The sequence below is a fragment of the Paenibacillus puerhi genome, from assembly GCF_009846885.1.
Classification (GTDB): Bacteria; Bacillota; Bacilli; order Paenibacillales; family NBRC-103111; genus Paenibacillus_G; species Paenibacillus_G puerhi.
Map to the genome: position 1 here is coordinate 208,702 of NZ_WUWM01000006.1, position 15,014 is coordinate 223,715.

Annotated in this window: 4 protein-coding genes (1 of these 4 running past the window's edge); 2 read left to right on the plus strand and 2 right to left on the minus strand. The window is 55.6% G+C overall.

Features of this window, described 5'->3' with window-relative positions; genetic code table 11:
• Together GSF01_RS07430 and GSF01_RS07435 are read right to left on the minus strand one after the other, a co-directional pair.
• A protein-coding gene (locus tag GSF01_RS07430) for a non-ribosomal peptide synthase/polyketide synthase (RefSeq protein WP_159882442.1) crosses the window boundary here: on the minus strand, positions 1-11,621 show its 5' end (the start). Its footprint begins 16,327 nt before the window's first position; the window shows 11,621 of its 27,948 coding nt (coding positions 1-11,621); its start codon is at positions 11,619-11,621; the stop codon falls past the left edge of the window.
• Between the two features lie 69 nt (positions 11,622-11,690).
• The gene (locus GSF01_RS07435; protein WP_159882444.1) at positions 11,691-12,104 is read right to left on the minus strand and encodes a hypothetical protein; all 414 of its coding nucleotides are present in this window, start codon (positions 12,102-12,104) and stop codon (positions 11,691-11,693) included.
• 182 nt (positions 12,105-12,286) lie between these two features.
• Here GSF01_RS07435 and GSF01_RS07440 point away from each other — a divergent pair, with 182 nt between their 5' ends.
• Both GSF01_RS07440 and GSF01_RS07445 read left to right on the plus strand, forming a co-directional pair.
• Positions 12,287-13,006: a response regulator transcription factor gene (locus GSF01_RS07440; protein WP_159882446.1), complete on the plus strand. Its 720-nt coding sequence runs from the start codon at positions 12,287-12,289 to the stop codon at positions 13,004-13,006.
• Positions 13,007-13,370: 364 nt separating this feature from the next.
• Positions 13,371-14,960 carry an esterase/lipase family protein gene (locus GSF01_RS07445; RefSeq protein ID WP_159882448.1) on the plus strand — a complete coding sequence of 530 codons (1,590 nt, stop codon included), beginning with the start codon at positions 13,371-13,373 and terminating at the stop codon, positions 14,958-14,960.
• The last annotated feature ends 54 nt before the right edge of the window (positions 14,961-15,014 follow it).

Here is a 15,014-nt window from a genome sequence, read left to right on the forward strand (position 1 = left end):
TCGGTACGGTACGCATGATGCGTGTCCTGGGTCAGCCTGGCCGTCTGCTCGCTCGTAAGCGCGACCGTGAGCTGCGTACCGCTGCCGATCGTATAAGGAGCTTCCTTACCTCTAAGCGGCAGCGGGGCCACGGCACTCCTCTCCTGCTCGAGCCAGTAAGGAATGTCGGCAAGCAGCCGTTCGCTGGTCGCCCATTCGCGAAGCGATTGTGTCCAATCCTTGTAGGTATGCGTTTTTGGGGGGAGCTCTAGCTGTTCCCCGCCTACAGCCATGTCGTACAGCGCTGTAAAGTCGTCCAGCAAAATCCGCCAAGATACACCGTCGACGAGCAGATGATGGATGACGATCAGCAGATGATCTCCTTGCCCGGTACGGAAAAGCTCCAGCTTGACAAGCGGCCCGTCCGTAAGCTTCATGCTCGCTTGCAGCTCATCTGCCTTCCGGCGGATCGCTTCGCGGGCGGCTTCGGGCTGAAGTTCCTGCAGCTCGGTTGTTTCCAGCCTATTAGCAGCCTCACCGACCCCGCGTACATAAGCCGTCAGCTCGCCGTTCGGCGCCGGAAAGACGCAGCGGAGCATATCATGGTGCTCGGTCAGCTTATCCCAGACGAGTCGAATCGCTTCAGGATCCAGGCCCTCGTCCCGGTAGAGCATAACCGCTTGGTTAAAGTGATGCGCATCCGTGAAGCGCTGCCCGGCGAACCAGCTCTGGATCGGCCCCAGCGGAATGCTTCCTTGGACTGGCGCTTGAGAAGCTGTCGTTCCGAGCTGCCTGACATGCGGAGCCAAGTGCCGGATCGTCGGATACAGGAACAGCTGCCTCATCTCGAGCTGGAATCCAGCCTTGTGCAGACGCGCCGATACCTGAATCGCCTTTATCGAATCGCCGCCCGAGTGAAAGAAGGAGTCATCGATCCCGATCTTCGTTCCTAATAGCTGCGACCAGATACCCGCCAGCTTTTGCTCCACATCGTTTCTTGGCGCTACGTATTCCGTTTCGCGGCCTGCTGAGACGTCAGGCGCCGGCAGCGCCTTCCGGTCCAGTTTCCCGTTAGCCGTGATCGGCAGCCGGTCCAATGAGACGAAGTGCCTCGGGATCATATAGTCGGGCAGCTGTTTGCCCAGAAAGTCCCGCAGCTCGGACGGCTGCAGCTCGCGATCGGCCACGATATAAGCGCACAAGGCAGTCTGTCCTTGCCCGTCTTTGCGAGCCGTCAGCGCGGCTTCCCGGATGAGGTCGTGAGATAGCAGCCTGTTTTCGATTTCGCTCATTTCTATGCGATGGCCGCGAATCTTGACCTGCTGGTCCATCCGGTCCAAATATTCCAGCGTTCCGTCTGGCAGCCACCTTACGAGGTCACCCGTCCGGTACATGATCATGCCTGGGGCGAATGGACATTCGATGAATTTCTCCGCCGTTAATTCGGGCTTATTCAAGTAACCGCGGGAAACTCCACGGCCTGCCACATACAGCTCGCCCGGCACAAGCACCGGTTGAAGCGTCTGCTGCGGACCGACTACATACAGCTGCATCCCGCGGACCGGCTTGCCGATCGGCACGGTTTGGGCATGGGTTGCGAGCTCGTTCACCGGATGGTAAGCGGTCAATATCGTCGTCTCGGTCGGTCCGTAAGCATTGATCAGCCTGTTAGGGCCAAGGAACTGCAGCGCTTTGCGGACATGCGGAAGGGAAGCCTTCTCCCCGCCGAAAATAATTTGGCGCATCCCGGATAAGCAGTCGAGTTCCTCATCCACCAACGTATGGAACAAGGCGGTCGTGATCAGACCGACCGTGATCTCCTCGCTCTTCATGATGCCGGACAGCAGACGAAGGTCGCGAACCGCCTCGGCGTCCACCATGACAAGTCTAGCCCCGTTCAGAAGCGCACCGAAAATATCGAATACCGAACCGTCGAACGCATAGTTAGAAAATTGCAGAACCCGGTCTTCCGAGCGAATGTCGATGTAATTCGTCTCTCGGACAATATGAATCACATGATCATGAGTCAATACGGTGCCTTTCGGTTGTCCGGTCGTTCCGGACGTATAGATCACATAAGCCGTATCGTTCGGTCCGTTCACAATCGGCAGGTCAGAGCCGTCCTCCCCATAAACTTCTTCCTGATCGAGGTAGAACCGGATTCCTTCATACGGCCCTATCGCTTCCGAACCTGCTCGCTCATGCGTCAACAGCACCCTTGTACCGCTGTCCGCCAGCATATAAGCGATCCGATCCGGCGGATAGCTTGGATCGATCGGCACATAGGCGCCACCCGCCTTCAGCACGCCCAGGATACCGACGATCATCTCCACCGACCGCTCGAGCATCAGCGCGACGAGCGTATCTGGCTTCACTCCCGTCTCCCGCAGCGTCCTGGCAAGCTTGTTCGCCCGCTCGTTCAACTCGCAGTAGGTCCATCCCTCGCCCCGATACGTCACGGCGATTTGATCCGGTCTTAGCCTTACCTGCTCATCAAAGACGGCGTTCAAGCAGGAGACGCGGGCAGCCGGCTGCTCCTCCGGTACAGGTTTATTAAACACATGCTTGATCTGCGCTTTTTCCCCATCTGTGATCAATTCCAGCTCCCCGAGCCGACGCGTGTCCGGACGGCTTGCGGCAAGCTGATGAAGCAGGTGCAGATAATGGCCGGACAGCCTTTCCACCGTTTCTTTCCGGAATAATCGGACGGCGTATTCGAGCGTGAAGTAAAGCCCGTCGTCGGCAAGGCTGCCTTCGAGCGTCAGATCGAACTTAGCGATCCGGCTCGGGGACGCATAAGGAGTAATGGAAAGCCCGTCCATCGTCGCGGGCCGAATATCGATATTTTGAAGTGCAAATACCGTGTCGAATAAAGGATTGCGGCTTAAGTCCCGCGGCAGCTCAAGCTGATCGATAAGCTCCTCCAGCGGATAGTCCTGGTGCTCGTATGCGCCAAGCACCGCTTCCTTCACTTCGGCTAAATAGATCGCGAAGGTTTTCTCTGCGCCGGGAGACGTACGGATCGGCAGCGTATTGACGAACATGCCGACCAGAGGCTTCAGCTCCTCGCGCTCCCGGCCTGCGAAAGGCGATCCGACCACCATATGCTCCTGGCCGCTGTACTTGGCAAGCAGCAGCTGGAACGCCGCAAGCAGCACCATGTACAAGGTAGCCCCCGCACCGGTAGCGAGCTCCGTCAGCTTCCCGGCCAACTCGGCATCGACCCGGAAGCGGATCTCGTCCCCTTCGAACGAACGGACCGCGGGGCGGGTATAGTCTGCAGGCAGGTCAAGTGAAACAAGCTCGCCTTCTAACCGGGCCAACCAGTAATCCCGCTGTCGTTCCAAGATAGATCCGCTGTGTCTGCTGGCTTGCCACGCTGCATAATCCTTATATTGGATGGCCAGCGGAGCCCGCTTCCGTCCTTCGTACAGCTCGGCAATTTCCTCCAAGACGATGGAGACGGATATCCCGTCCGAAACGATATGATGCATGTCGGCAAGCAGCACATGCTTCCGCTCCCCGGTCCGAACAAGAGCAAACCGCACCAGCGGAGCTCGCGTCAGCTCGAACGGCAAGACGAAATTACTGATCGCTTCTTCCAGCCGGCTCTCTTCGCATTCCGCATAGCCGATAGTCAGCTCAACCTCCTCATGGATGCGCTGCATCGGTATGCCGTTCACGACCTCGAAGGAGGTACGCAGAGCTTCGTGCCGTTTCACGAGCGCCTGCAGCGCCTCTCCCAGCCTCACGCGATCCAGCTCGCCTTCGAGCGTAAGGAATCCGGGCATATTGTAGGACGTGCTTTCCCCCTCAAGCTCCTTGATCATATAGAGCCTTCTCTGTGCGGAAGACAGCTCGTAGAAGTCGCGCTTTTCAAGCGCCGGGATTACGTCCTGCTCCGACTTGTTCATCTTATCGACCAAAGCTGCCAGCTCGCGTACCGTCGTGCGCCTCAGCAGCTCGCGAAGCGGAACCTCCACCTGCAGCTTCTGGTGCATTCGCAGCATCAGCAGCTGGGCCTTGAGGGAATGTCCGCCCAGCTCCAGGAACGAATCGTTCACGCCCACGCGCCTAACCTCCAGCACTTCCTCCCAGACTGCGGCCAGCAGGCGCTCCGTCTCGTTGGCAGGCGCTTCATAGTCCGCAGCGGGGCGGATGCTCTCCGCTGGATCGGGCAGCGCCTTCCGGTCGATCTTCCCGTTGGCTGTGACCGGCAGACGATCCAGCTGCACAAAGTACGAAGGAATCATATAAGAGGGCAGCGTGGCGGATAAGTGCTCTCTCAGCTCCTCCGACCTGACCGGGCGCGCCGCGGTGTAGTAGGCGCACAGTACCTGCTGACCCTGCGCGTCCTTCCGGTCGATGACGATGACATCGGTGACTGCGTCAAAGGCCGACAGTTGTACCTGGACTTCACCCAGCTCGATGCGGTAACCGCGTATTTTAACCTGATGATCGATTCGACCGAGGAATTCGATCACGCCGTCTTCGCGGAACCGCGCCCGATCTCCCGTCTTGTACATACGCGCATCAAGCGACTTACGGAACGGATCGGGCAAGAAGCTGGCCCGGGTAAGCTCCGGGTCGTGATAGCCCGCAGCCAGACACTCGCCGCCGATGTAAAGCTCGCCCGGTACGCCTGCCGGGCACGGCTCGTGCTGTTCATCCAAGATGTAATAACAAGCATTCTGGATGGGACGCCCGTAAGGGATGCTAACCCATTCGGGATCGATGCGGCCAACCTCATGGAAGTTGGACCAGACGGTTGCCTCAGTCGCCCCTCCAAGGGCGATGAAGCGGGCCGAAGGAAAGGCTTTCGACATCGCAGGCGGCAGCGTAAGTGGAATCCAGTCGCCGCTCTGGAAGATTAATCTCAGCTTGCTGTCCCCGGCTGATGGCATCCCGTCCAGGTAAGGTAACAGCTGGCCGAGCGCCGCCGGTGCGGAATCCCAGAAGCTGATCGGCTCGTTGCGCAGCAGTTCAAGAAGAATCCGCGGATCTCTCATCTGCGGTTCAGTCGCGATATGGATCGACCCGCCGGCAGCCAGCAGTCCGAATATATCGAAGACCGATAAGTCGAAGCAGACGGAAGCTACGAGCAGCACCCGGTCTTCTTGATGGAACTGGAAAGTACGCAGCGCCCAGTCGATCAGGTTGAGCACAGGCTTGTGTCGTACGAGCACTCCCTTCGGCGTACCCGTCGAGCCGGATGTGAAGATCGCGTAGGCGTAGTCTTCCACTCCCGATTGCTTGGGCAAATCGGCTGTAGACAGCTCCGTGCTTACATCCCGGTCCAGCAGGATGACGACCGGACCATTTTCCAGCTCCTGGCTCAAGCCCTCCAGCAGAGCCGATTGCGCCGACAGGCTGACCATATGCTTCAGGTCGAGCGTACGGGCAATATGGGCGATCCGCCCAGCCGGGAAAGTAGGCTCGAACGGAACATAAGCGGCGCCGGCCTTCAGGATACCGAGCAAACCGACGATCAACTGCTCGGAGCGTTCCATGACGATTCCGACGAATCGGCCTGCGCCAGCGCCTTGAGCCTTCAACAAATGGGCTAGCCGATTCGCCTGCTCGTTCAGCTCCCGGTAGGTCAGCGAACGGCCTTCGCATACCAGGGCCAATGCTTTAGGCTGCCGGGCGGCCATCTCTTCGAACAAGCCATGCAGCGTCGTGTCATGTCGATAGGCAAGCGCCGTCTGATTCAAATCATAGACCAGCCATTGCCGTTCCGCTTCCGTCGCCAGCCTGATCTCCGACGCGGACATCTCCGGCGCAGCCGCTACCTGCTCCAGCACATGTGTCCAATGCTCGCCAATACGATCCATCACGCCATGCTCATAAGCCCGCGCGTTATAGTTCAGCTTGATCAGAATTTCTTCTCCCGGAATTACGATCACATTCAAGTCATAGTTAGTCTGTTCGAACGAAACGAAATCACTCATCGTAAACCCGATATCCGATTCATCGAACGACCGCTCCAGCTCCTGCTGGTCTATCGTGAAGTTTTCGAGGACGAGTAGATGATCGATCAGTCCCTGCCGAATATCCGTCAACGCCTGGATCTCCGTCAACGGCTCGTTGTCATACTTCCCCCCGGTAGCGACGGCTTGGTCTCTAACTATGCTAAGAAGATCGACAAAGGACGGAGCTCCGGTCATCCGGACCCGGACCGGAACGGTGTTGATAAACAGTCCGACCATGCTGTCCGCGCCTGGCAGGTCTGCGGGCCGTCCGGATACGACATGACCGAATACTACATCTGTCACCTGATTATACTTAGCGAGCAGTACGCCCCAGGCAGTCAACAGCAGATGATGCAGAGTTGAACCTTGCCGATGGGCGAGCTTCTCCAGCTTGGCGGTCAACATGGCGTTTAGCTTGAATGAACGTTCGGCAAGCTCGTACCCTTCCGCGCCGGTATAGCCGGAGCGCTTGGGCACGCCGGTTTGCTGCTCAAAGCCGGCGAGCAGGTTGCGCCAATAGGTATGGGCGTCCAAAGGGTTCTGCTCATCCAGCCAGCGGATGAATCGTTCATACGGCTGAACGGGTTCAAGCTGGGGAGAAACGCCGTTCACCGCTTGCCTGTAGAATTGTAGCCAGTCGCGCATAAGCACGCCGAGGCACCAGCCGTCCATCACAATATGATGATGAGTCCATGCCACCTTCCATGTGCCGTCGTCCATGCGGATGATGAGATACCGGAGCGGCACCTCTCGTGTGAGGTCAAACCCTTTCTTCCGATCCTCCCGGACTAGCTGCACCGCCGCCTCCTCCCGTTCCGCTTCAGGGAGATGGGTAACATCGAGGCATTGGCCCACGGCTTTGCGCTCCTTGAGGACGAGCTGCAAGGGACGATGCACCTCGGTGTCGATGAAGACGGTGCGCAGAATGCCGTACCGGTCGATTAGGGCCTGGACGCCGGCATGGAATGCTTCGACGTCAAGCTCTCCTTGGAGTGTCAGCATGAGCTGCTCCGTGTACATCTCCGAATCCGGATTGAGCTGCTTATAGAACAGCATCGCTTCCTGCATCGGGGTCATCCGAAACAATCTTTCCATCTCGGCCCCGGGCAGCTTTTCCTCCATCTTGAGCCTCACACGAGCAAACTCCGCCGGCAGAAGTCCGTGGCCTCCGAAGTCGGACGGCGTCTGGCGGCGCATGCCCGCTCCCGCGCAATGCTCGGCCACTTGCTGCAAGCTGAGCTTGAACTCGGCGGCAAATGCTTGCAGCGATGCTTCGGTGAAGAAGGCGCCGCTGCCATGCAGGGCGGCTTCCAGCCGTCCCCCTTTACTAGAAACGCGAATTGCCAGCTGGGTGCCGCCTGTATAGTCTGTCCATGGACTTGCTTCCAGATCTGCTTGTCCTACATAAGCGAGCGAGAGGTCCGCTCGTCTACGGGATAAGGCAGCGAGACCCGATTCAGTCTCATTCGCTGCGGCGATCAGTCCCCAGCCAAGTCCGCGGTGAGGCGGCTGAAGCAGCTCCTCCTTCACTTGCACCAGCCATTCGCCAAGATCCTTGGCGTCCTCCATATTTACTACATACGGATAGGTATAGCGGAAGCAGCCGACCGTTCGGGAGGCGTCTACCCGATGGCCCCAGGCCTTTCGTCCGTCTCCTTCCAGCTCCAGCTGCCAACGTGTACGGCCCGTTCGCCGTTTTATCGTCAAGCCTAAGGCGGCCACCAACAGCTCTTCCGGCGCCAGCCCGTAGGCAGAATCGGCAGCTTCAAAGAGATGGTCTGTCTCTTCCTTCGACCATGGAAGCAGGCACGTGACGGAAGCCCCTTCGGATGGGTTGTCCGGTTCTTCCTTCCTCGGATCGGGCAATAACGAAGCTGTCTGCTCTACCGATCGCCAATACGGGAGCTCCCTCTGCTGCATGATGTCCGAAGCATACCACTGGCCAACCGTTTCCGCCCATTCCAGAAAGGAGGCGGTCTTCGCTTCCCAGACGACAGGCTCGCCTTGTGCCGATTGAAACAATCCTTGACGGATATCCGACGTCAGGATGCGCCAAGAACGGTCGTCTGCCAGCAAACGGTGAATTTGCACCAGCAAGCCGCTCTCCTCAGAAGCTTGAAGCAGCGTCACGCGAACTAGCGGCTCCGTCATAGACTCTGAAGCTGAGCGTTCATGACTGTGGAGGTTCTGAAGGATGTGATCCGCTTCACGTCCGTCTAAGCTATGATTCAACTCCTTTACTTCAAAGCGATAGAACGAATCCCGGTTTCTTACCAGCTCCTCCGCTGCCCGATTATGTTGAACCATCACGCCATTCTCCTGATGGAATGCCATACGCAGAGCATCATGGTGCTCCAACAGAGCGTCCATCACGGCAGCAACCCGTTCCTCCTCCAAACGATGACCGAATTTCAAGAGACGGCAATCATACGGCGGGAGTTTGCGAGCATTGGAATCAGCGAGCCACTGCCGCTGACCCGGGCTAAGACAGGCATGTCCTTCGATAGCGGGCCCGGCGACCATGGCGTCTGTTAGGACAAGACGGTCCGCCAGCCGGGCTAGCGTCGGATACTGGAATATATCCTTGAGCTCCAGCTTCCAGCCTTGACGCTGCAGACGGGCGACAACTTTGATCGCCTTGATCGAATCTCCGCCCAGCTCGAAGAAATGGTCCGTCGCCGATAGCTCCGCGATTCCCATCACCTCGGACCACACGTCGGCGAGCAGTCTTTCTTGCTGCGTACGCGGCTCGATCCGGGCTTGGTCGATCCGGCTTACTTCCCTTAGGTCCGGCCTGGGCAGCGCCTTCCGGTCGATTTTTCCATTGGGCGTAACCGGCATCGCAGTCAACTGGACGAGCGAGGCAGGAAGCATATACGCCGGCATGCTTTGCGCCAGAAACAACTTCAGTTCGGCTGGCATAAGCTCGGCTCCTTGAGCCGTCGTGTAATACGCGCAAAGTGTCGTGTTTCCCTGTTCGTCCGTATAATCGAGCGTAACCGCCTCGGTAACCGACGGATGATTGACGAGCGCATTATCGATTTCCCCGAGCTCAATCCGGTAGCCTCTAACCTTGACCTGGTGATCGATGCGTCCGTAAAACTCAATAGCTCCCTCCGGGAGCCATCTGCCCAGGTCCCCCGTCTTATACAGCCTGCGACCCTGCTCCGGCGCAAAAGGGTCTTCCATAAACGCGGCCCGGGTTCGTTCCGGATCGTGCAAATACCCTCTTCCGACCCCGGCGCCGGACACCCAAATCTCGCCTTTTGCGCCGATCGGACACAGCCGGCCGTAAGCGTCGACGATATATATCCGAAACCCCCGGACCGGGAAGCCTACCGGAATCGTCTCATAGGGCGGCGCCTCGTGCATGACATAATGCGTGATATCATCGGATGCCTCCGTAGGACCGTACGCATTCATAAGCGGGATATGCGGATATTGCCGGATCCAGCGCTCCGCCAGATTCCGTTTCAATGCTTCGCCGGTCGAAATAAGCGCTAGCAGCGACGGAAGCTTCCATTCCCCAGAAACGTCCAGCATGACGGCCAGATACGAGGGAACGACCTCGAGTATTGTAATGCCGTCGCGGGCGATCTGAGCAAGAAACGCATCCGGCTTCCATATCTCCTCATTGCTGTAGATTACGGTCCTGCCGCCTGTGCAGAGCGCCGCAAACATTTGCCACACCGATATATCAAAGCAATGCGACGCATTTTGAGCTACGACGCTTTCCTCTGTGATGGGCAGATCCTCGATCTTGGCGAGCATATGGTTCATCATCCCCAAATGCTCGACCATCGCCCCCTTCGGTCGTCCCGTAGAGCCGGATGTATAGATCACATAGGCCAAGCGTCCGAGCTCGGCGGGAATGCCGGGATGCTCGTCAGTTATGCCTTCGATGCGATCTTCAAGCTCATCCAGTTGCAGTACGAGCGTGTGTCGGACGGCATGCCTTGTATCCTCCGTCAACAAGCCTGATTCAGTCAGAAGGATCGTCATCCCGGCATCGAGGGCGATTTGCTCGATACGCTTGGCCGGATATGCGGCTTCGATCGGAATATAGGCCCCGCCTGCCTTCCAAATGGCGAGCATACAGGCGGCCATTTGGGGCGAGCGATGCAGCAGGATCCCCACGCGGTCCTCCGGCCTTAATCCATTCGCGAGCAGGATATGCGCCAGCCGATTGGCCTGTCTGTCAAGCTCCTGATAACTTGTACGGCTGCCTTGGAACACGAGTGCCGTACGGTCCGGATAACGCTGCGCGAGCTGCTCGAAGCGCTCGTGAAAGACCGTATCGATGTCATCGGGCGCGGGCTTCTGTTGAAGAAGCTGAAGCTGTGCCATTTCCTCCTGATCGCAAAGCTCATAACGGGATAGAGGCAGGTCCGCGCGATGAACCGCCTGACTGAATAGATGGAAGACCCGCCGGTGCATAAGCTGAATCTCTTCATCCGTAAATACATCGGTTCGAAATTCATAATTGATGTCGATTTCTCCGGTTTCTTGCCATTCCTTGATATTGATTACGAGATCGTCCGCCTCATGACCGGAAAAGATATAATCGCTTTCGTTGCGCAAGACTTCGAAATAGTTGGTTTCAATGAATTGATACTGGATCGATATCGAGAAAATCCGGCTCAGATCGGGGTCCTGCTCTCTGACATGCTGCATGATGAGGTTGTAAGGGTACCTTTGATGCCGAATGACACTCATCTGCTGCCGATGCACGTCATCGAGCAGCGTCACGAAGTCGGTTTCGCCGGAAATCTCAAGCCGAAGCGGCGTCGTGCTCGTGAACATGCCCATGGTCTGCTTCTCTTTGGTGTTCGTCCGGTTCGTAAAGTTGGTTCCTACAACGACTGACTCATTGTCGGTCATCTGCCGGATATACATGCTGTAAAGCGCTAGAAATAGAGTAAACAGACTCCGGTTCCGTTCCTTGCCGAATGCCTTTACCTTCTCCCGCAGATCATGAGACAGCCTGTATCTCACCTGTTTCGCAGCCGAGCTGCCCGCAAACGGTTGCAAAGGTTTTAGATCGGATGGTTCGGGGATCGAACGAAACGTCTGCATCCAGTACTGCCGATCTTTGCGGAACCGTTCGGATGCTTCATAGTCCCTCTCGGAGACTGCATATTCCATATAAGAAGGCTTCAGCTGTACTGGATCATCCGAGCCTTGGACAAGCTGCGTGTAGACAGACATGATTTCATTCAAGGTAGTCGCAAGCGAATAGCCGTCGGTGATCAGATGATGCAGCTTGATGACCAGACGGTACTGCTCGTCCGCAACCTGGAGGAGGGAGATGGCATAAAGCTTGGTATCAAAAAGTGGGAATACGTGAGAGATATGCTCCGTTATCCAATCCTGGGCAGCGGTCTCGGGAGACGGGGCTTCCCTTACATCCAGGAGGGGGAGCACATAGGGTTCATGAGGAACGAAAGCCTGCTGCGGTTCGCCGGTCTCGCTTTCGTATATTCGAATTCGAAGAGCATCATTAGCCTGGAGGATCCGATTGACGGCCTCTTGCATCCGGGATACGTCGATCTTCGCACGGAAGGTAGACGTAGCAATCAGATTCGCGATCGGGGAGTTCGGATAAATCTGTACCGTGTACCATATCCTTCGCTGGGCATAGGTGAGCGGAAATAAAGCCAATTCATTCATCAAATAAGCAGCCTCCATTCGAATGGTCAAAATGCTTACGTCTATGTAATTGTTACTTGCGGCAGAAGATTACGAGGACCTGGTTCCCCTTGTTCTTTCGTGGGTCCGCTGAATCATTCGGTTGACCGAAATGACAAGTGCTGTCAACAGCCAAAGAATCCCGCCGATCCCTTCCATCGTGTGGGGAATTTCCTGCAAGGGAGCTCCGTATATCCCTCTGGAGTGATAAACGAGATTATCCCAAAGCGAACCCGACAGCTCGAGAGCGATCATTACGGCGCCGAACCACCATAATCGCTTGCGGCCCTCCGTCAATCGGAGCATGCTCACACAACTGGCAAGCGACATTACGATTCCCGTCATGACGATATAATGCGGATATGGAATTCCTTGTTCGGCCGGGAAGCCATAGGTGAGATGCCACACCGAGTCAGCGGTCGTACCCCCCAGCGTAATTGCAATACCTAACCAAACCCATATCATGGTATTTTCACCTTATCTTTATGTTTTTTATAATTCCTTCACCTAATTTAGCAAAAAATAGTGAACAAATTGTGAATACATGGTGATTTTATTAAAAGTTTTACTTGTTTAAGACCTAAAAATAATGATAGTATACCCTGAGGGGATATACCTAATATATGGAAGGAAAGGTATTATGAGGAGTGCCAACGATTCTACTCATTTTTGAAGACAAGGCAACTAAGCATACCGTAGGGGATTTTTTGGCAAAGGAAGGGCATAAGCTTCTGGACGCAAGGAGCCTGGAGGATGCGATCGACCTGCTGTATAACGGAGTTCAGGTAGATTTGGTGCTGATGGATATACTCTTGCTCAGCAATCATCGTATCTGTGAAGAGATTCGCGCGATCGACGATATCCCGGTCATGGTTACTGGGCGTCCCGAACAAATGGTCAAAGGCTTCGCGCTCGGAGCCGACGATTATATCGCAACGCCCGTCAACCTTATGGAGTTTATGATGCGAACGCGCGCCATCCTGCGCCGGTACAAAAAATCCATGTCCGACACGTTGACCTTGTCCAATATGGTATTGAAGCGCACGAGTCAGGAGGTTCAAATCGAGGACAAGCAGCTGGTCCTTCCTCTGAAGGAATTCGAGATTTTGTTTAAGCTCGCCAGCTATCCGAAACAGCCATTCAGCCGAAATCAACTGATCGAGCAAATATGGGGAACCGAGTTCGACGGGAACTACCGGACGGTCGATGTCCACATCAAGCGGCTTCGCTATCGGTTCGAGCCGATCACAGACATCTTCCGCATTGTGACGATCTGGGGAGTAGGCTATAAGCTGGAAATGAAGGCGGAGCTAGAGGAGAAAACCAAAGAAAAATTATATTTAGGGAAGGAGGAATTAACGCTTTAGCAATAATAAGTAGAATCCAGAAGCTTAAGGAACGGGTACGGTGCTGGAGCCACTTGCGACAGTTGACCGTACTCCTCTTGTAAGCGCAGCACGTAAGCGCGAATGATCGAGTCCTCCGAACGACCGCAGCTTCAAGATCTTGAAGTAGCCATGCTCCCCCCGCCCTTCCCTTTTCCCGGAACGTTCAATTTATGAGAAACCCTTCTTATATATTGTTTACATAACGAAAGTTATGTAAACTCTATTATTTGATGCATGAATGCCGCCTTCATATAAAAATAACAAAATATTCTATTAGAGTTATTGAATCCCATACACCTCCTCTCTATAATAGAGAAGTACCAACATTTGAAGGAGGAGAATAATGCTTAAGAAACTACCCACCGCAGTAACCGCACTTGTTTTGGCTTTATCATTGACCGTCGCTCCGGTACATGCAGGCATTCCCACGAATCCGAACACCGGAGGTATTCCGGGCTCCTGGACGTCAGGTACGTCCCCTGCCGCTATTGACCCGAACAAGCCCGCTATTCTTTTCGTGCATGGACTGAACGGCAGCGCCAAGACCTGGTACGACGGCAATGATATGTATCAGAAGGCTTATGACGCCGGCTATCAAACCGCTTTTATCAATCTTCATGACATTACGGGAACGTCCCAGAGCATGTGGGATAATGGCGAGCTGCTCGCCGGGAAAATCAAGGAGATCAGTCAGCATTTCGGCAAAAAGCTGGTCATCGTCGCCCACAGCAAAGGCGGAGTCGATACCCAGTCCGCGCTTGTCCATTATAACGCCTACCCCTACGTGTCCAACGTCATAACCTTGGGCAGCCCGCATCACGGTTCCCAATTGGCCGATCTGGCCTACAGCGACTGGGCCGGCTGGCTCGCCACCGCCATCGGCTATCAAAGCCCTGGAACGGCATCCGTCCAGACGTCGTATATGAGCTATTTCCGGTCTGTCACGGACAATCATGTCAATGCCGGCAAAAACAAGGTGTACACATTCGCAGGCAATAACTTCTCGAACGGCAGCTTCACTCATTTCCTCGGCGGATTGTATCTGGAGGATTTCGGTCCCAATGACGGCGTCGTTACCGTCAGCAGCGCTCATTTGCCCGGCGGTAAGATGGTCAATGTAGGAAATTGGAATCATACGAGCATTAAAACCGGAACAGCCACGTTTAATCTGCTTAAGCCCTATCTCGTCCTTCAGACGGCAAATGCGAAGCAAAATCTAGTTGAAATCGCTTCGCCTCCTAAGAAGGTCCTGGATGGCGACCAGTCCGGAGTTTCCAGCTTTATTCGCGGAGGCCAGCATTCGGGTTCCGCCTCGGAAACGTTCACCGTGGAAAATGCGGTTTACTCGGTCAAGCTTGACTGGATCGGAAGCACGCCGCTTACCAAGCTGGATATCGTTGCGCCGGACGGATCGGTGGAAAGCGTACCCGTTCAACCGGTCGAGGATACGGGAATATTTGCAGGCGCTTGGCATCATACAGCAACCTTATCGAATCCAAGTCCGGGCGAGTGGACAATAACGGCGGGAAGCGATGGCCCGGCAGCGTATCTTTTCACTGCCGCGTATGAGGCCGGGGGTCCATCCAAGGTGAAAGTCAAACGCGGATCAGACGGCAAAAAGCTGAAGGTGGAGGCCGATGGTTTGAAAAACGGCCGTACACAGGTTCAATACAGCGTAGATTTTGTAGAAACCGATGCGAAGTCGGACAAGCTGAAGAAAAAAGCTCCCAAGATTAGCAAGCCGAAGCGGATTAAGCAAAAAGAACGACTCGTCTCCCCTGCCGAGGAGCTAGCGATTCCGACGGTTGAAGGCGCGGGCATTTACAATGTAACGGCAGAAATCGAAGGCGAAACGGAAAGCGGCCACAAGTTCCGCCGTACGTTGGTCAAATCGATCTATGTCGACGAGCAAGGCAATACGTATTCCAACTAAGGTACACCTAGAGAGAGCGGCTGTGCAAGCGGATATACCGCGAGCACAGCCGCT